12 protein-coding genes are annotated in these 20,367 nt (G+C 39.6%); 9 read left to right on the forward strand and 3 right to left on the reverse strand.

Annotation, left to right across the window (positions count from 1 at the left end):
• The first annotated feature begins 53 nt into the window (after positions 1-53).
• Positions 54-326, forward strand: a complete 273-nt coding sequence (gene grxC, locus IQ259_RS06085) for a glutaredoxin 3 (RefSeq protein ID WP_193882436.1) — start codon at positions 54-56, stop codon at positions 324-326.
• 147 nt (positions 327-473) lie between these two features.
• Positions 474-1,448: a glutathione synthase gene (gene gshB, locus IQ259_RS06090; RefSeq protein WP_193882438.1), complete on the forward strand. Its 975-nt coding sequence runs from the start codon at positions 474-476 to the stop codon at positions 1,446-1,448.
• Between the two features lie 406 nt (positions 1,449-1,854).
• Here gshB and ftsZ read toward each other — a convergent pair whose 3' ends face one another.
• Positions 1,855-3,141 carry a cell division protein FtsZ gene (gene ftsZ, locus IQ259_RS06095; RefSeq protein ID WP_193882440.1) on the reverse strand — a complete coding sequence of 429 codons (1,287 nt, stop codon included), beginning with the start codon at positions 3,139-3,141 and terminating at the stop codon, positions 1,855-1,857.
• An 889-nt stretch (positions 3,142-4,030) separates the two neighbouring features.
• The gene (locus IQ259_RS06100) at positions 4,031-4,876 is read right to left on the reverse strand and encodes a cell division protein FtsQ/DivIB (RefSeq protein ID WP_193882442.1); all 846 of its coding nucleotides are present in this window, start codon (positions 4,874-4,876) and stop codon (positions 4,031-4,033) included.
• Between the two features lie 852 nt (positions 4,877-5,728).
• Between IQ259_RS06100 and IQ259_RS06105 the strand changes: the two genes are divergently transcribed.
• Together IQ259_RS06105 and IQ259_RS06110 are read left to right on the forward strand one after the other, a co-directional pair.
• A complete protein-coding gene (locus IQ259_RS06105) occupies positions 5,729-7,060 on the forward strand; it encodes a P-loop NTPase fold protein (RefSeq protein ID WP_193882444.1) in 1,332 nt (443 codons plus the stop codon).
• A gap of 116 nt (positions 7,061-7,176) precedes the next feature.
• Entirely contained in the window at positions 7,177-12,183 is a 5,007-nt protein-coding gene (locus IQ259_RS06110) for a hypothetical protein (protein ID WP_193882446.1), read from the forward strand.
• A gap of 44 nt (positions 12,184-12,227) precedes the next feature.
• Here IQ259_RS06110 and IQ259_RS06115 read toward each other — a convergent pair whose 3' ends face one another.
• A complete protein-coding gene (locus tag IQ259_RS06115) occupies positions 12,228-12,545 on the reverse strand; it encodes a hypothetical protein (RefSeq protein WP_193882448.1) in 318 nt (105 codons plus the stop codon).
• A 768-nt stretch (positions 12,546-13,313) separates the two neighbouring features.
• Here IQ259_RS06115 and IQ259_RS06120 point away from each other — a divergent pair.
• The 5 genes from IQ259_RS06120 to IQ259_RS27085 all read left to right on the forward strand — a co-directional run bounded on the left by IQ259_RS06120 (position 13,314) and on the right by IQ259_RS27085 (position 20,355).
• Positions 13,314-14,147, forward strand: a complete 834-nt coding sequence (locus IQ259_RS06120; RefSeq protein ID WP_193882450.1) for a photosystem II manganese-stabilizing polypeptide — start codon at positions 13,314-13,316, stop codon at positions 14,145-14,147.
• Positions 14,148-14,805: 658 nt separating this feature from the next.
• Positions 14,806-15,582 (forward strand): RNA polymerase sigma factor SigF, encoded by a 777-nt coding sequence (locus IQ259_RS06125; protein ID WP_193882551.1) that lies wholly within the window; start codon positions 14,806-14,808, stop codon positions 15,580-15,582.
• A gap of 161 nt (positions 15,583-15,743) precedes the next feature.
• Complete coding sequence (locus IQ259_RS06130) at positions 15,744-16,595, forward strand: hypothetical protein (protein WP_193882452.1); 852 nt, start codon at positions 15,744-15,746, stop codon at positions 16,593-16,595.
• Positions 16,596-16,597: 2 nt separating this feature from the next.
• Positions 16,598-16,843: a hypothetical protein gene (locus IQ259_RS06135; RefSeq protein ID WP_193882454.1), complete on the forward strand. Its 246-nt coding sequence runs from the start codon at positions 16,598-16,600 to the stop codon at positions 16,841-16,843.
• Positions 16,844-17,175: 332 nt separating this feature from the next.
• A complete protein-coding gene (locus tag IQ259_RS27085) occupies positions 17,176-20,355 on the forward strand; it encodes a hypothetical protein (RefSeq protein WP_228014387.1) in 3,180 nt (1,059 codons plus the stop codon).
• Positions 20,356-20,367: the final 12 nt, after the last annotated feature.

A 20,367-nucleotide genomic window follows, 5' to 3' on the forward strand; every position in this document is an offset into this window, starting at 1 on the left:
TACAGTCAGTATCAAAGTTCTAAAATTATTTATTAGATCAAGTTGAGGACGTTATGGCTGCCAAAGTAGAAATTTACACTTGGACAACTTGCCCATTTTGCATTCGAGCAAAAAATTTACTGAATAAAAAGGGTGTTGAATTTATTGAATACAGCATTGACGGAGATGAAGCAGAAAGAGCCAAGATGTCTCAAAGAGCGAACGGAAGACGTTCCATGCCACAAATTTTTATCAATGATAACCACTTAGGTGGTTGTGATGATATATATGCCTTAGAAAATCAAGGCAAACTAGATGAGTTGCTGGGTTCTGGTCGAAGCAACTAGATGAAGCAGGATTGAGATTATATTTTTGCCACAGCAGTGATTTCTGCTAACAAGAAAAATCCTATCGCTCTACGCAAATTGCACAAATCATCAGGGGATAATCTAAATTGAATCAATTAGAATTTTCTGGCAATTGAGGCAAACAGCGTGAAACTGGTTTTTATTATTGATCCCATCCATCAGCTTGACCCGTGTCATGATACCAGTGTTGCTTTAATGGAAGCAGCTCAAACTTTGGGGCATGAAATCTGGATTACTCAGGCAAACTGGCTGAGTGTGTCAGAAGGTAAGGCGTGGGCTGTCCTCCAGCAGGTAGAGCTAGTATCGATACAGTTGGTCGAGAGAAGTTGGGTAGCAGCGAATCCTTGGTATAAATTGCGTGAGCAATCGTTGACTGCCTTAGAAACAATGGATGCTGTATTTATGCGTACAGATCCCCCAGTCAACGATTCTTACCTGTTTGCTACATACATTCTGGATTACGTTGATCAAAATAAAACTTTGGTAATTAATAATCCTAGGGGTATTAGGGGGGCAAATGAAAAAATGTATGCACTCCAGTTTACAGAAGTAATTCCCGAAACTATTGTTAGTGCTGACAAGCAATTTATCCGCCATTTTGCTGAAACTAAAGGAGCAACAGTTCTTAAGCCACTGGGTAATAAAGCTGGGGAAGGGATTTTATTTTTACAAGCAAGCGATCGCAATTTTAACTCAATAGTCGAACTCAGCACCCATCGAGGAAGATTACCAGTAATGGTACAAACCTATCTACCAGAGGCCAAAGAGGGCGATAAGCGAATTATCTTACTCAATGGTGAACCGATTGGTGCGCTGAATCGTCTTTCTAGTGGGAATGATTTTCGTAACAATATGGCGGCTGGTGGTACAGTCGCTGAAACTGAAATCACAACCAGAGAGCATGAAATTTGTGTCCGATTAGCTGATCAATTACGCCAAGATGGCTTAATTTTTGTGGGTATTGATGTAATTGGTGGCTACCTAACGGAAGTCAACGTTACTAGTCCCACAGGCATCCGTGAAATCGACAGACTAAATGGTAGTCGTTTAGGTCATCAGGTAATTCAATGGGTGGAACATACTCTAAAAGCTAAAAAATAAAATAATTGCCATGATTTTGAAGATTTCACATTCAGTCTCGGTGATTTGCTGTTAAATAACTCTGGTATCAAGGCCTTAATTTTAGCGATCGCACCTGTCAGATAAGGCTTCTTGCTTTTGGGACAGGTGCTAATCAAGCGAAAAGAAGCCTTTACCCCGCTCAAAAATTTTTTGCCTTAATATTTGTTCTAAATACAAAGTGAGACACTTGAATCAATAGACTCTTGCCCAACTAAGTTTATTCTGTAAGTAGCCTGGACGAGTTTTTCACCAATTAGCCAAATGAAATATGGTAACAGAATTTTTTCTTCTGTACCTTGTAAAATCTAGTAATCAGTAAATTTTATACAGCGCTCGGTCTGGGCTGAGACTGCAAACTTTATTAATATCTCAAATCCAAAATTACTTAATTACGTGGTGGTGTACGCCGTCTTTGAAGAAATTCAGGAATATCCAAACCTGATTTTTCTTTAGGTTCTGCTACTGGTGTTGATGGATTGGCTGCTGGTGATTGTGAAGCTGGTTTTTTTTGTGCAGGAGCTACCCTCGGATTACTTGTATTTTGTGGTGGTGCTGTTTGGCCTTCACCTGTGAACCCAGTGGCAATCACCGTAATTCTGACCTCTCCTTGCAGTCGATCATCAATTACCGCTCCAAAAATAATATTGGCGTTGGGATCAACTACTTCATAAATAGTCTCTGCGGCTGCGTTCACTTCATGTAGAGTCAGGTCACTGCCGCCTGTAATATTAAAGACTACTCCTCTAGCACCTTCAATAGAAGATTCTAGTAGAGGTGAAGAAATAGCAGCGATCGCGGCTTCTCTAGCCCGTGATTTCCCTGAGCTAATACCGATCCCCATCAGTGCTGATCCTGCATCTGCCATCACGGCTCGCACATCTGCAAAGTCAACGTTGACTAAACCAGGGATCGTGATGATATCAGAAATTCCTTGCACCCCTTGACGTAGCACATCATCTGCATAGCGAAAAGCTTCCTGCACAGGTGTTTGCTCTGGGATCACTTCTAATAGTTTGTTATTAGGAATAATAATTAGCGTATCTACCCGACTTTTTAATCCTTCAATGCCTTGTTCTGCTTGGCTAGTACGGCGGCGACCCTCAAATACAAATGGACGTGTCACTACGCCAACTGTCAGAGCGCCCATTTCTTTGGCTATTTCTGCAACTATGGGGGCGGCTCCTGTTCCAGTTCCTCCACCCATACCAGCTGTAATAAAGACTAAATCAGCGCCTTCTAAAGCCGTGGCAATTTCATCTCTTGATTCTTCAGCTGCTTTTTGACCAATAGCAGGATTACCACCTGCTCCTAAACCTCGTGTTAATTTCTGTCCAATTTGCAACCGACTTGGCGCTCCTGCCAGTGTCAAAGCTTGGGCATCAGTATTAATTGACCAAAACTCCACTCCACTCACATCAGACTCGATCATGCGGTTAACAGCATTGCCACCACCACCACCTACACCAATTACTTTGATGTTGGCAACCCTACCTGGAACAATTTCGCCAATGCGGCTATTTTCTAGTGATATTTTTTTGCTGTCTTGGCTTGGCCCAAAGTTCAGCCCTGAATGATTAAAGGGATTATTTGAGTTTACTGCCAGTGAGAATCCTGGCTGTCCCACAGATTGGGAGTTTTTATAAGTAAGCCCTTGGTTATTATCAAGCGTCATTGGATTTATGAAAGGTAGATAAACGACTTTTTCAGGTGTTATTCACCTAAGAGTCAACTATAGTTCGACACTGCCAAAATCTATAGGTACTGCTCTTGATTGTTATGATGACTTCCAACCTTAACAGGATTGTCAGTGTGGAAGTTTGCTATGGAAGCAGCCATTCAAACAGATGATCGCATGGCTAATTCTAGAGAAGTATACCTACATTTACCTAAAGTTGATCTGTCTAACTTCAACAAGCTATTAATAGCTCCAATACTATGTTGCCAATTTTGCACAGTATACCTTTCCCATACTGATTGCCCTCCCATTATTTTTGTTGATAATTTAAGTTGGTCATTAATTTTACAACTACCTGTGATACTTTTTTGCCTGTTAACTGTCGCTTGTCATGACTTTAACTCGTAAATTTTATTATTTCTTAATACAAAATAATACTCAAAACGAGGGTTATTTTTACTTCTATCATATGTAGTATTGACTAGTTTTAAGTTGTAAAATCTACACTGAATGAGATTAAAAAGCACACTAAGCTCATCTAATTGAGCAAATAGCATCATTGGCAAAGACGCGATGTGTCCCGTCTTCTCTGCTTTCATAATATAGTTGATAGATTTAAACATTGGCGATAATGGCAACCTAAAATCTAAATTTTATCTTCTACCCACCTAATTACTAGATTTTTAGAGATAAAGAAAAAGTTGGGTTTATATTCTCAAAGGAGGCATGGTAATTAAACCTCCTGTTGCAGCTAATTAAAAGTTCACGCTCATCTTTTGAGTGTTTTGTAAAAAACTATTATAAATAAATTTATATATTTATTTATTAACATCGAAATTTATTGATTTACTGGAATTATTTGATACATACAAATATAGATTGTTTGTTAGAGTATTTGAGAGTTAATCTTAGTTTTTTTTTGGATCAAATGTACTATTGGAGAGTCAGGATTTTTGATATCAACATACTCTATTTGACTGGGATTAATTTTTGCTGGTAAATTTCGCATCTGTGTCAGCACCTTGATTTGTTCTGGTAATAGTGAACTTGGAGTACCAAAATGTACATTTCCGATTTCGGTTTTCAGGATTAAATTTGTTACATCTCGAAAATCAACTTCCATAACTTTCACAGAAGTTTGAACTAGTGAGGGATAAAGTTGACTCCAATATTTACGGTATTGTTCTGGTGTTCCAATAACTTTCAGAGTAGGTAATTTCAGTCTAGGATTCACCAATGTATATTTTTCTAACGGTATCCAAACGCCACTTGCATCTAGCAAACCAGTAGATGACTGCTTGTTTTGATTACCATTATTTGGTTCTTGGGGTTTTTGTGCTATTGCCACAGGTACTCGTTCCTGGATTTCGATAATTAATCCAGGAGGAAACAGGCGACGATTGACAGTTGCGTCAGCAATTGTCGGTTGTTTCTTCAAAGAGTCAGCGATCGCAGCAGGTTCAATCCTCCATAAAGATTGAGGATAGGATAGCTTTAACATTGACTTAATTGCTTGCTCAGAGAGGACTTGATTACCTGATTTGATCACAATTTGTTTGGGATCATTGAGTACCCACACAGGTTGAGATGCTCCCCAAATCAAACCACCAGCCAAACTGCTAATGGCAAAAGTTCGCCAAATAGCTTGAATAATTTTCATCTGTCTCTGGCGACGTAATCTTTTGCGTCGCTGGGCTAAATCCGTCTGAGAAACTGATACGATACCTGCCATTCACACCTCTTTTTGAGTACAGTCTAATTTTAAATTGGGGTGCAGGGGTAATTAATTACAATAAACTGTCTCATTATCGTAATTTTACAAGTCACTCTCCGCACGACTCTTTTTAATTTTTAGGACTACCTTACAGCAACTAAAGCAAGATTTGGGCATAAGAAATTTAGTCTATTCTATTTTGCGCTGTTGAGTTACTCTCCAGATTAGTCTTGTGAACTTACGTGAAAGCGATCGCCTACCAACTTGGCAAGAGTAGCAAAAGCAATCTTTTTATCGACGTTTCACCCAAGATGACAAAACATAATCTTGAGTCCGACATTATAGCAATCCTATTTGATTTGTAAACATTGCGGAGTTAAAAACCGTTTCTCAAAGACGCTGGAGTTCTCGGTTCTGGTGAATGATTATTTAGAACTGCGCTATTTATTTTGTCCTGTTTGACAAGTAGCAATTTAAATGGCAGTTGTGTTTGGCATAAATCCTAAATCAACCTAAGAGTAAATACTTAAATATACGCTTAAATAAATACAATTAACCAATTTTGATTTTCAGTAATTTTTTGACTATATTTATAACTGCATATAAGTTTGTATTCAGTCAAGTAAAAGCTTAAAGATTGTCAAAAGCTAAACAGCATATGTAAAAAAGACAGATATACTGAAAGAATCAGGGACAAATGTATCTCTAGTACTGCCTGATAGTTGCTTGTATCAAAATTCTGTCAAGTGCTGTTCGCCTCGACTTAAAAAATAGATGTAAGTGAACAGGATGGCTATATAACTCGCTAGAGATTCTTTGTATATAAATAGACAAAGAACATAGTATCTACAACTGCATCTACACCAAAAAATGATCAATACAGAGTATTTGTCACGCTTTTATAAAGCATGTAACCCCAGCTATTCACTCAACATGAGCGATCGGCTTGATCAGCAATACTACATAGATTTCGCTAATGTGCGTGGCTGCAAGATTGTGGAAGAATTACAACGCACAATTAGCCGTATTTCTCCAGATGAACCTACCTGCCAATTATTTACAGGTCATATAGGTTGTGGAAAGTCTACAGAATTACAACGCCTCAAAGCAGAACTAGAAGCCGTAGGATTTCATGTAGTTTACTTTGAGTCCAGCCAAGACTTAGATATGGCCGATATCGATGTCAGTGATATTTTGCTGAGTGTAGCGCGTCAAGTCAGCGTTAGTTTGGAAGCAATTAATATCAAAATTAAACCACATTACTTTATCAACCTCTTCAAAGAAATTGGAGATTTTTTACAAAGCCCCATAGAACTTTCTGGACAAGCAGAGTTATCTTTGGGAATTGCTAAAATTACAGCCAAAACCAAAGATAGCGCTCAAGTACGAAATCAACTCAGGCAATATTTAGAACCACGTACTAATAGTATTTTGCAAGCAATTAACGAAGAGGTTTTAGAAAAAGCTGTTGAACAACTTAAACTTAGAGGCCAAAAAGGTCTAGTTGTCATTGTCGATAATTTAGATCGAGTAGATATGCGTCCCTTGGCATCTGGACGGACGCAACCAGAATATCTATTCATAGACCGAGGTGAACAATTGCGCCGACTCAAATGCCACGTAGTCTACACTATTCCCCTAGCATTAATTTTTTCCAATGAGTATGAAACACTTAAAAACCGCTTGGGTGGTGGTATTGCACCTAAAGTATTGCCAATGGTACGAGTTAGGCAAAGAGATGGTAATGATTATGAACCAGGCATGTTACTACTGCGTCAGTTAGTTTTAGCCAGAGCATTTCCTGAAGTTTCTCATAACGAAAGACTTTCACTAATCACAGAATTATTTGAGCATTCTGAAACCCTTGACCGTCTGTGTCGTGTGAGTGGTGGCCACATTCGTAACTTATTAGGGTTACTTTATAGCTGTCTGCAACGACAAGATCCTCCTTTTTCTAGGGACTGTTTAGAAGCAGTAATTAAAGACTACCGCGATGACTTGCTATTAGCTATTGATGAATACCAATGGGAATTATTATTTGAGGTGGTGCAACAGCAGAGCGTCAAAGGCGAATCTGAGTATCAAAGCTTGCTGCGAAGTATGTATCTCTTTGAATACCGCGATCCTTTGGGTCGTTGGTTTGGTATTAGCCCGGCATTAGCAGAGACAGAAAAAGTTCTTGCTTGGCGACAAAAAAGGTAATAGCACTGAGCAAGTCAATAGTTATTAGCATCAGTCATTAGTCTATCTTTTTTTGATTAATGACTAGCTTATAGTGAGCAATTTCCTCTATTCATTCTATATTTCGGTTTTGAGATATGACAAGATGCCAACTCACAGCAGAGAGCGTTAATAATAATAAAAATTCTCTGCAAAGATTAGTTCGCTCGATTAAGCTCTCAAAAGGTCAATTTGCTCTGATTCTTGTCAGGTGTAACTATAGGTCATTACGAGAGCAAATGCTAGAAAATATCCGTTCTCTTACCAAAGACATAAACTTACAAGAAATCTACCTCCAAGCATCAACGAAAGCTTTACATACAACAATCATTACAAAATTATCTCTTGATCATCCTGCTGTGGTTACTGATTCTCTACCATCAGCAGTTATGGTCTTTGATCTTGAGTCAACTATTGTGCTTGAAGACTTATTAAGCAGTATTAATCAAGCCAGAGATATTTATACAACAACATTTCCTTTTCCTTTAGTATTGTGGCTACAGGATGAAGTGGCATCAATGCTTACCAAATTAGCTCCTGATTTCAAAAGTTGGGCTGCAACCACCATCAAGTTTGAAATGGCAAAAGAAGATTTAATTAACTTGATACGTCAAGAAACCGAATCACTATTTGCCAAATTTTTAGAAGCAGGTGCGGAAAAATTTTTATCTAATGCTGCTCTTAATTTAGCTCCTAAATCGCAACATCGTCATGAAATTGAATCTGCCCGTAATGATTTACTTCGTCTGTATAGTATTCAATTAGAGCCAGGACTAGAAGCTAGTTTAGAATTTGTTTTAGGACGAGACAAATATGCTAGTGATCAAATTAATAGTGCATTGGCTCATTATCAAAGAAGTCTAAGTTTGTGGCAACAAGATTCAAAACGAGAGAACGATGTAGTTCAAAAAATAGAAATTTCAGAGGAAAGTATAGAATACAATCATACGTATCGCATCCGGCAGGCAATAGTATTATTTCATTTGGGACTGTGTTATCGCCGTATGGCAGAATTACATCAAATTACTAATAGTAGCTATTGCCAACATGCTCTTTTATGGTTTCAGAAATGTTTAAATCTATTAGAACAATTACAAAGACAAGATTTAGTTGCAAAATTTATTTTACCAGCTTGTGAAATGCTGCAACGCTTAAAAGCTTGGTCTGAGTTAGAAGTATTAGCTCAAAAGTCATTGCATTTACATGCAACCTACGGAAATCGTGCAAAAGTTGCACAAGATTATGGTTTTTTAGCAGATGTAGCAGCATCACGAAATAATTGGGTGCTGGCTCATGAATTAGCAAATACAGCCCTTTCCGTTGCAGAATTGGCAACAGAAGTTTCTCGTCAACAGGAAAGCTGGTATCTTTTATTGCTGGCCAGGACTCAGCGACATTTAGAGCAATGGGAAGAAGCAATTAGTAATCTGGAATGGGCAAAAGTAGTTTGTGAACTACAATATGAGCCATCACTATATTTAGAAATTGTAGAGGAATTGCGATCGCTCTACTTCTTTGAGCGCCATGATTATGCAGAAGCCTTCAGTCTCAAGCAAGAAAAAGTTCAAATAGAACATCAGTATGGCTTTCGTGTATTCATTGGAGCTAGTCAATTACAGCCAAAACGCTACAGAATTAATCCTGTTTTAGAAACACAAACAATCCCATTTGTTCCTGAAGATATCGCTCAAGAAATTTCTGCTTCCGGGCGGCTGCAAGATGTCAATCGTTTAATTGAAAGAATTACTCGCGCTGATCACAAATTGACTGTCATACACGGACAGTCAGGAGTTGGTAAAAGTTCCACAATTAAGGCAGGTTTAGTACCTGCTTTAAAGGGAAGAGTTATTGGTGAACGAATTTGTTTGCCTATTGTTTTATCGGGATATACAGATTGGACAACAGCTTTAGGACGCAGCATTAACCAAGTATTAGCACAGTCAGAATTACCAATTGCTGTGGAATTTACACCTAATTTTATGTTGGAAAAACTACGTTTAGTAACTGAATGTAATCAGATAATAGTTATTATCTTTGACCAATTTGAAGAATTTTTCTTTATTAGTAATTCTCAACAAAGACTTGGGTTTTATAAATTCTTTATTGAATGCCTTAATATTCCTTATGTAAAAATAATTATTTCTTTAAGAGAAGATTATTTGCATTATTTATTAGAATTTGAACGCTTGAGCCAGGATAATAGTAATGAAATATACGACTTAAGCATAATTAACAAAAATATTCTTGATAAAGACATTCGTTATTTTTTAGGAAAATTTTCGGTAGACGATGCCACAGGGATTATTTACAGTTTTACAAAACGCTCCCACTATGAGATGAGTGATGAATTAATTCATCAATTAGTACGGGATTTAGCCGGAGAATCGGGAGAAGTAAATCCCATAGAATTACAAATAGTGGGAGTGCAATTACAAGCAGAGAATATCACTACACTCGAACAATACAAAATTTGTGGCAGTTCAGCAAAGCTAGTGGAACGTTGGCTTGAGGAAGTGATCAAAGATTGTGGACAAGAGAATGAAGATTTAAGCTGGAAGTTATTATTTGAGTTAACTGATGAGAAAGGCTTTCGTCCTCTGAAGAGCAAATCTGATTTAGCAATTGCTTTAGGAAAAAATATTTACACAATCTCTGAATTAAAATCAGATTGGGAGATAGTTTTAGAAATTTTAGTAGGTTCAGGTCTAATATTACGGTTGCGGGAAGAGTTAGGCGATCGCTATCAATTAGTACATGATTATTTAGTAGAACCAATTCGGCAAAAAAATAACTGTGGCATAGTCGCTGAACTGGAAAAAATCAAATCCGAAAAAAAACAAGCAGAAGTAGCACAAAAGCTTTCTCAAGAGCATCTCAATTTAATTTTGCAACGGCGATTGCGAGAAGCAAGGATAGCAGGTGTAGTGTTGGCAATCATGGGAGGAACCATAGCAGCCTTATGGTGGCAAGCCGACCTGCAAAAAAGAGCAGCAATTCGCCAAACAAGACGGGCTGAACGTAGTGAAACTAATTTGAAAATTAGCGCGATCGCCGCAACTAGTGAAGCTTTATTTGCTTCCAACAAAGAGTTTGATGCCCTTTTAGAAGGTTTACGGGCTTGGAGAAGACTCAAACAAGCAAACGAAGTCTTACCAGAAACTCGGATGCGCGTGGTGACTGCCTTACAACAGGCAGTTTATGGAATAGCAGAGTTAAACCGTTTGGAAGGACACACTGATATTGTTTGGGGTATAGCTTTTAGTCCTGATGGTAAATTATTGGCATCAGGCAGTCGGGATCAAACTGTCAAACTGTGGCAATCTAACGGTAAATTACTGCAAACCCTTAAAGGTCATAGTGAGGCAGTAACTAGTGTGAGTTTTAGTCGTGATGGGCAAAGTCTTGCATCTTCTAGTATTGACAAAACTGTGCAAATATGGTCTAAAAACCTAATTACCGGCGAATTTAATTTACAGCCATCCAAAACCTTGGTAGACCGAGACTGGGTTTATTGCGTAAGTTACAGCCCCGATGGAGAGTTGCTGGCTACAGGCAATAAAGATGCCACCATCAAACTCTGGCGCAAAGACGGCACTTTAGTCAAAGTTCTCAAAGGACATCAAGGGTGGGTTAATTGGGTCGGATTCAGCCCTGACGGTCAATTGATTGCTTCCGCTAGTGACGATCGCACAGTCAAAATCTGGCGGCGAGATGGCAGTCTAGTAAAAACACTGCATGGGCATCAAGATGGCGTGACTGTTGTTACTTTTAGCCATGATGGTCAACTAATAGCATCGGCAGGTAGAGATAAAATAGTCAAATTGTGGCAGCGAGAACCAAGTAGCGAAAATAACTTTGACTTTCGTGCCTATAAAAATTTACAACAGCATACCAGCACAATTTGGAGCCTGAACTTCAGCGCTGATGGTCAAAAATTAGCATCAGGAAGTGATGACAATACTATTAACCTCTGGAGTAATACTGGCACATTACTCAAAACCTTTAAAGGACACAGCGATGCAGTTGCTGGTGTTGCTTTTAGTCCAGATAAGCAAGTATTGGCATCAGGAAGTTATGACAAAAGCATAAAATTTTGGAGTTTGGATGCCCCAACATTACCCGTTCTCCAAGGACATCAGGATAGAGTTTTGAGTGTTGCTTGGAGTCCCGATGGCCAGATGTTGGCTTCTGGTAGCCGCGATCGCACGGTAAAACTCTGGCAAAGAGAAAATATTCATGGCGAAGTTACAACCCGACTTTATAAAACTTTAGTAGGGCATACAGATAAAGTTCCTAGTGTTAGTTTTGACCCATCTGGTGATCTTCTAGCATCGGGAAGCTATGACAAAACAGTAAAACTTTGGCGACGTGATGGAACTTTACTAAAAACCTTACAAGGACATACTGATAATGTCATGAGTGTCAGTTTTAGCTCTGATGGTCAACTACTGGCATCAGCCAGCAAAGATAAAACAGTCAAAATTTGGAGCCGAAATGGTCAATTACTCAAAACCTTGGTAGGACATCAAGGTTGGGTGAATAGCGTTAATTTTAGTCCTGATGGTCAGCTTCTTGCCTCTGCAAGTGATGATCAAACAGTGAAACTGTGGCGACAGGATGGGACTTTGATCAAAACTTTTTCACCTCATGATAGCTGGGTATTGAGTGTCAGCTTCAGCCCTACTGACCAATTAATAGCTTCTGCTAGTTGGGATAACACCGTGCGATTATGGCAGCGCGATGGAACCTTGTTAAAAACATTGTTAAAAGGATATAGCGATAGTGTGAATTCTGTGACTTTTAGCCCTAATGGTGAATGGCTTGCCGCGGCTAGTTGGGATAGCACAGTCAAACTGTGGAGTCGTGATGGCAAGTTAATTAAAACCCTTAATGGACATCGCGCCCCAGTCTTGAGTGTTAGTTTTAGCCCCGATGGTCAGACATTAGCATCGGCAAGTGATGATAACACGATCATTTTATGGAATTTGCATTTGGAAGAATTACTGCTGCGTGGTTGTAATTGGGCAGACAGTTACCTCAACTACAACCACAATGTAGAAGGACGCGATCGCTTTTTGTGTGATGGCATTAGTCGCAACCAGTAAAGGTTTCATCTGATCAAGCCAAACGCCATCGCTGCTAAAATTTTTTAATCGCTGTTTTCCTCGATCACCTCTTGCCGCAAATTTGCTAAGAAAGCTTGGAGTCTCATCCGCTCAATGTAAGGCCAACCACCCTCCGACTCAATATCTTTCAGTAACGAGTAAAGTTGCCGACGATTATCGGGTAGACTCTCCTGAAAAGCACCGTCCCGGATTGCTCGATGTAAATATTCTAACTGCCGCAGTAAGTTCAAAAGAGCGAGCGGATCTCCTTGGCAGTCCCTCCCTACATCATGCACTGCTGTGGCAATCTTTTCCAGTTGCTCCGCAAAATCTATTGATTCAAAACTTTTGTTCTTGCTCATGCAACTCTCTGTGTCAAAATTAGGTCTACTCAAATTTACCGAAGATTGTCAGCTTTCAGGCGCGATCGCGAATTGCTATTACATAACCCTTATAGTTAGGACGGTAAGGCTTCTGAAAGCTTCTAGCGGTGTCTGATGGCTTATTTATGCGCTTTTGATACTACTGGTAGTGTTAATAGTCAGGTTTGAAGATAAATAGACGGATAAAATATCCTTAATACCAATTCGTAATTCGTAATTCGTAATTAAGAAAGTCAGATACAGTATGGGTTTCGAGGTTTGAACATGTTGCCGGATTTTAGAGAATTGGTATAACTTCTTGTCAGTCTAGTTCAAAGTCTTCTTTTAACCTCACAAATAATTTTCCTACCTCAACACCACTGGAAAGTAATTGCAATCTCTTGCAAAAGGGAGTAGTCACGTTGATTACAGCCTCCCAGGTAGCTAGATGGGATCAAAGACTTCCTAGTTTAGACTAGGGTGCTTTGATTTTGAGTTAAAAAAAATCGTATGATCTGGCTGATTTCCCTATAAAGCAATGGACTGTATGTAGTGGCAATACATACATAGTACATAACGACTTCAGAAACGCTGCAAATGCCTGTGTAGTTGCAGGGTGAGAAGCCGTAGCGACGTTAAAAGTTTCACCCATTCGGCACGCTATCCTTCAGGAAAAGCTTGCCGTAGGCTAAGAGAGCTTTTCGTCAGAGATCAAAACTTTGTACAGTTTTACAACTTAGATATTAATTTTTGACATTGAGGTTGACCATGAGGTATCGCGCTTTAATTGTTGCATTCTTGGCTTTATGCCTGGGGCTATTAACTGCTTGTAGTGATGCTCCAGAGACTAGTGGTAGGGATGTACTTACTTACGAACAAATTCGTGGAACTGGCTTGGCTAACAAATGCCCTCAATTAGCAGAAACAAGCCGTGGCTCAATTCCCATTGATAGCAGCCAGTCTTATGCCATCAAAGAAATGTGTTTAGAACCAACAAGTTTCTTTGTCAAGGAAGAACCTGCTAATAAACGGCAAACGGCAGAATTCGTAACTGGTAAATTGTTAACCAGATACACTTCTACCATTGACCAAGTGCAAGGGCCACTGAAATTCAACTCAGACGGTAGCTTGACTTTTGTGGAAACAGATGGTTTGGACTTCCAAGCTATTACTGTGCAACTTCCTGGTGGCGAGCGAGTACCTTTCCTCTTCACCATTAAAAACTTGGTTGCTCAAACACAACCTGGTTTGACCAGTATCAATACTTCCACAGACTTTGAAGGTGAGTTCAAAGTGCCTTCCTATCGTGGTGCTGCCTTCCTAGACCCCAAAGGTCGCGGTATCGTTAGTGGTTACGACAATGCGGTAGCTCTTCCTGCTCAAGCAGATGATGAAGAACTTACCCGTGCTAATGTCAAGCGGGCCGAAATTCTCAAAGGCAAAATTTCTCTGCAAGTAGCCAAAATAGATAGCTCTAGCGGGGAAATTGCTGGCACTTTTGAGAGTGAACAGCCTTCTGATACTGACTTAGGAGCTGGTGAACCTAAGGAAGTCAAGATTCGGGGTTTATTTTACGCCAGAGTTGAACCAACTCGTTCCTAAACTCAGCAATTTGCAGCCACTCAAGACCACATTTTTTTAGCCATTGGGTTTTATAACAAAATTTCATGTCCGTCTTTAGGAAATAGACAGATAAATTTTGAACTAAATTGACCTAAATGGCAACATATTTAACTATAAAAGGGCTAATAGCCCTTTTTTTATTGGTTTGTAAAATAAGCTTTTTCGGCAGTTTCACTAACTACTTTAAATCTTTTAAATTCTCTAGAGACTACTTTGATAATAGTTATTTACGCTTAGTTACTGAGCAACTTTAAAAATTAGATTAATTTGGCTGAATGAATCCAGTAAGTTTACGGATAAAAAAAGTTTTGTTCATGAAGCAAAATGATAATAAAAAATCCTCATGATTAATTAAATAAGTTAAGTACAATCTCGGTTTGAAATTTAGCAAATTATTTTATATTTTGTCTTTATGTAGTTTTAATTCAGCTACAGATAATACCAAACCACAATAACTAAAAAATAATTTCGCTTATTTAAATATCGCTAGATAGTTAAAAATTTCAGGGTGATAGCAATGTTATATGACAGATAACTTTCTGGTTAATATAGCAGGCTACATGCTGTGATATTTGGCAATCCTAGCTTGTTTAAAAGCACGTACTTAACTGTTGATTTGCTAAATAAACGCGGTGCTATGCCTACCACAGTTACCAATGAACTGAAGCATGAAATTTGGCAGTTGTTACGAGAATATCAGCAATCCCGCTCAGAAAATATTCGCAATCAACTGGTAAAACTCAATTTTGGACTAGTAAGAAAAGAAGCTCACTACTGGATTAACCAATGTCGTGAAAGCTATGATGACTTGCTCCAGGTTGGTTGTTTGGGTTTAATTAGAGCTATTGAAAGATTTGAAATTTCTAAAGGACACGCCTTCAGTTCCTTTGCTATTCCCTACATTCGCGGTGAAATTCAACACTACCTGCGAGATAAAGGCGTTACAGTGCGAATTCCTAGGCGCTATTTAGCATTGCAACAGCAAGCTATCGGAGTTTCTCGTTCTTTGCGTGAAAAATATAACCGCCAACCCACAGACTCTGAATTAGCAGCAGCACTAGAAATTACTCTTAGTGAGTGGCAAGAAATCAAATTAGCATGGATTAATCGCGCTCCTCTAAGCCTAGATGTACCAGTTCAAGATTCAGAAGAAGGAGCTACTAGTTTAGGAGAACTAGTTCCTGATCCACAGTACCGTAGCTTTCAACTAGCCCAAGAAGACCAACTACGTCTACAACAAGCATTATTTCAGCTAGAAAAGTGTACTCGTGAAGTTTTGGAATGTGTGTTTTTACAAGATTTGACACAAAAACAGGTAGCAGAACACTTGGGTATTAGTGTAGTTACGGTTTCTCGGAGAGTCAAGAAAGGGTTGGATTCCTTGAAACATCTTATGTGTGCAACAGATGATTGATTTTAAGCAAAATAAAACCGTATTTTTACGGGTTTAATTAGGTTAAAAAAAACTGAAAATTTAATAATTTAGGTTATAAAAGAAAAATACTTTGCCTGATATAAGAATAGGCTTTGTAGATTTCCACAACTTAATTTTCTTATAGTTTTTGAGAACGGCTAATGGTCAGAAATTCAACAATTGCAATTGTAACTATTTTAAGTTTGGCGATCGCTGGATGCGCTTCTGAAGACACGCCACAAGCCAGTAATCCTGCGGCGACTCCTGTGGTTCCAGAAGCATCGCCAGCAGCCAAATTACCGCCAGTGACTCAGGCTCAAACTTTTCATAACCCTGTAGTATCTACGAAAAAAGCAACAAACGTTGCTTTTATAACTCCTACCTTAATTCAGCCTACTGATGGCAAATCCCGGATAGATTTAGTGTCTAAAGGACGGCCTGATCCATTTGCACAAATTGTCGGTGCGACTAGTTCTGAAGTTGCCAAAAATCCCAACGCCAAGCAAATTCCTCGATTACCTCCATTACCTACACTTACTATCCAAGCGCGAAAAGTGCCAATCAGCAGCGCTGCTGTAGTAGTAAAAAAACCTGCCATTCAAGTAGCCAAAATACCACAATCTATTCTGCCTAAGGTTTTACCACAAGTTGTCCCCAGTTCCACTTTTGGATCTGTGTTACCGCCAGTAGCACAACCTGATTTGGCAAAAGCAGTGATAGTGACTGGTGTCGTTTTGATTGGTCGAGAACCCCAAGCTATTATTCAAATCCCTAATGAGCCTTCAAGTCGCTATGTACAGGCGGGACAGCGATTAGCAAATGGTCTGTTGATTAAACGTATTGAAATGAATGGGGGTTCAAATCCAATCGTGATTCTGGAACAATATGGTATTGAGGTTGCCAGAATGGTAGGTGAAGCTCCTCCTAACTCAACGCCATCAGCTTCAGCTGCTGGTAACACCATTTCATCGACAACACCCCCCCAAAATCTTCTTGCTGTCGGAGCGTCTTAAGGATGAATACTCAGGAAAAATTTGAATTTGCTGGTTTACCTTTAGCTGTCTATCGAGAGATAGCAGCTCATTTGCGTCAAGTTGAAGGAGTAGAAGCAGGTTTAATTCCCCAATCATCCAAACAATTTGATTACAATCAAAGCCAAATTAATGGTCTGTGGATATCTTGGTCTTCTAACTCTCGTCCCGCAAGCAGACAACGTGTGCAGCAAATTTTGGCTTACTACCACAGCCTCTATGGTGTCTAACGACTGGAATTGAGGCAAGTTACTAAAATGACATCGATAAATTTGAATTTGCTGGGGTGAAGTCAATCTACCCAATCTGGTAACTAGTTGATTGGGTAATGTTTGGCTTGACCCTATTTGATTGTCTAGAAAATAGTGCTGGTTTCTAGCTCCTCATAGGTTTTTCATCAATCTTGGTGTGTGCCGCGGATCATGGCTATTGAGAAAAAAATGTCAGTGTTTGAATCAAAACATGATAAGAAGTGATGCAATTATAAATTGCTGAGGTAAACTGGCAAACAAAGTAATGCAAAATATTACTCAGCTGCTCTTCGGTCTGGGCTTCACTCACAATGGAACACTGGCAATTTCTCATCCAGAAACAGGGCGATCGCTCTTGGCACACCTTAGAATCGCCAAATATACAAATTTTAGAAGGTTGGTACAGAGTTTTAGCTCGTTCTAATCTTCCCAATACGGATGTGGAAGTGCGGGTAACTCACTCTTCAACTCAAGAAGTTCCCCCAAAACGGCGAATTCAAAAGCGATCGCGGCGTACTAACTCGGAAGGTTTAATGGCGGTGATTCCCTTTACGCTCCTCAAGCCGGGAATTTGGGAATTACGCTGCTCTGGCGATTTGATGTCAGATATTTTTGGTAAATCTTGGCAATATAGTGTCTATCTGCAAGTCTTGTCTCAATTAGCAGATGGTGACATAGAGAAATTAACCGGTGGTGGCAATTTAGAGTCAAATTCTCTTGACTTTTTCATGATTTCATTGCCTCATTCACAGAATTCCCCTCAGCTAGACAGTATTTCTGGTAATCAGTTTGGATCTAACACAGCACAAGATGTATTGATTCCCACAGAATCGGAAATTAATACACACAGCGACTCAACTAGTGAAATTTCTTCAAAAATTGCATCAATAGCAAGCGATCGCATTATCTCCATCTCCACAGAAGAAACGACTGACAATGAAGGTGAACAGCCTGTAGAAGAAACTCTAATCACAGGCGATCGCACTATCTTAGTTCCCACAGAGGAAATTACTGATGCTGAAGTTGAACCACCTGTAGAAGAAACTCTAATCACAGGCGATCGCACTTTCTCAGTTCCTACAGAAGGAATTACTGACAATGAAGTTGAACTATATGTAGAAGAAACTCTCCTCACAGGCGATCGCATTATCTCTGTTCCCACAGAGGAAATTACTGATGCTGAAGTTGAACCACCTGTAGAAGAAACTCTCCTCACTGGCGATCGCACTTTCTCCGTCTCCACAGAGGAAATTACTGACGGTGACTCGGTGAGCAGTGATCTGTCTATTGAACAAGAAGAAGAGGCAATTATTGATCAGCTAGTGAGTCCGGTATGGCTGAAAGGTGAAACGGCAGAGCAAATTTTACAAAATTTAATAGATCAAGCTTTACCTACCTCGGAATTATTATTAGAGGATGAACAGCTTGAAGAATTTCCAACGACACAACCAGCACCGCCGCTATTACTGACTTTAGAGCAAGAAAACTATATTGCTCGTTGGGGGCAAGGACTAAGCATTAATGCCAATGTAGAGCTACAAGCCAATACACATCTTAAAGATGAGCCACAGTACTCAACTACTCTCCATGCACTGGAGATCAAAATTGAGATCAGATCACCCTTGAGTTCGGAAATCTTAACTCAGGTACGGCAACCTTTAACAGATAATTTACTGCCTTTTACAATTAACTCTGCAATTAATATTCCTGTTGACTGCGAATCTAAGCTGCTTTTGGGAGAACTCAGTTTATATGGCGCACTTACAGATTTCGGCGAAGTGATACTTTTAGCTAGTAGGTCTTTTACAATTACTGCGGACGTAACAGAATTACTGGCAATGACAGTTGTTGCCAAAACCAATCAGCAAAACTTTTTGGAGGACTCTAGCGCCCTAGCGGTTTCTGTACCAAACACAGAGCCAGAAGCATCTGTGAGTTTGGGTTTAGAACTGTTTAACCTAGTGAAAACCCCTTTAACACAACCTCAACCTCAAACTATTCTTCCATCACCGAACCAGCCCCTACCACCACAAATTAATTTGTTGTCTTTCAACAAATCAGGAGATTTGCGATCGCCGCAACTACCGAAGTTACCAGAAAATCAAGTTAGTGCGATTGCTGTTAATGATGTGGTGACAGAAAGTCCTTCTGAAGGGAAGGAAGAACTTGAGCAAAAAGACAATGTACCAGTTCCGACTACAATCCCCCTGGCTCCTATCAACTTAGAACAGTTGGAAATTAAAAATCGTCGAGGGTGGATGTTAGGTAATATCTTCCCCTATCTCAAACGCCTCACAACTTTGCCTGCTGACAAAACAGAAGAGAAAACTAATCCACAGGATGTCTCTGATACTTCCACAGTTCAAGACTCTCTGCAAGTCGAGCCAGCTATTACAGCCGATGACAACTTAGATGCAGATGATCCGACTGTAGAAACATTAGACTCCCTAAATTCGGAGTTATTAGCCGAATCTATGACAGAAATGGCCATAACACCAAGTTTGGAATTTAGTAATAACTCGATCTTAGAACCAGCCACTCCATTCAGTTCCGAACTGATCGCAGAGGTTAATCCTTACTCATCTCCCTTAATTAGAAAATGGATGCAGAGCCAAGGATACTTTGTGCCTGAGCTTCCTCCTGCGACATACCAAAGTGACAAAAATGAGGTAATAGAGCCTCAAATTGCGCCGGTTGAAGAAGAGCCTAGCTTACCAATGCCAAGTGTTGATTTTGATTTGTCATCAAATCTAGATATGGAATTAGAAAATCTAGATGGTGAATCGGAGATGGAAATTGACACAGAGAGAAGTCTCATCCCCTCAGAACTTTGGGAAGACACGGAGATAAGTTTAATTACCGAGGAACCTGAGGAATTGAATACCTCGGCGGAAATTGAAACAGAAAACATTACTCAAGAATTGTCAACGCCTTCATTACCATTAACACAGCTACTTCTGACGCAAAAAATCAAGATACCACGAGCTTGGTTAGCACAAGAGATTGTTGTTGATGATACCTATAGTGAACCAGAAGATGATGCTATGGGAAGCTTTTGTGTAGAGCAAAAACAGCAGTCTATCTCGGCTGTGTCGAATTTATTACCTTCGGATGGCGAAATGCTTGAGTCTTTGCCAATTCCTCAGATGCACATACCAGAAGGCGAGTTGATTGCTGGACAGACTATACGAGTGCGTATAGGACTACCAGAAGTTTCTCCGCAAGTTGTAGTGAAGCTATGGATTGAGGATTGTCAAACTCGCGGGTTGTTAGACGGCCCTCATTTGTTGAAGGATATGTTACCTAAACCTTTGGGTGGTGTGGAGGTAATGACTCAAGTCAATGTTCCCTTTGGCTGTGTGGAAATTCGCTTAGAGGCGATCGCACTCAATACTTATACTCAGCAGGAAAGTCACAAAGCCACAGCAGTAAGAACTGTGATTCCACCAGATTTACCAAATTTTCAGCTAGATGAATTGCTTGGTTTGTGAAGGACTTCCTCA

This window comes from Fortiea sp. LEGE XX443, from assembly GCF_015206815.1.
GTDB lineage: Bacteria > Cyanobacteriota > Cyanobacteriia > Cyanobacteriales > Nostocaceae > Nostoc_B.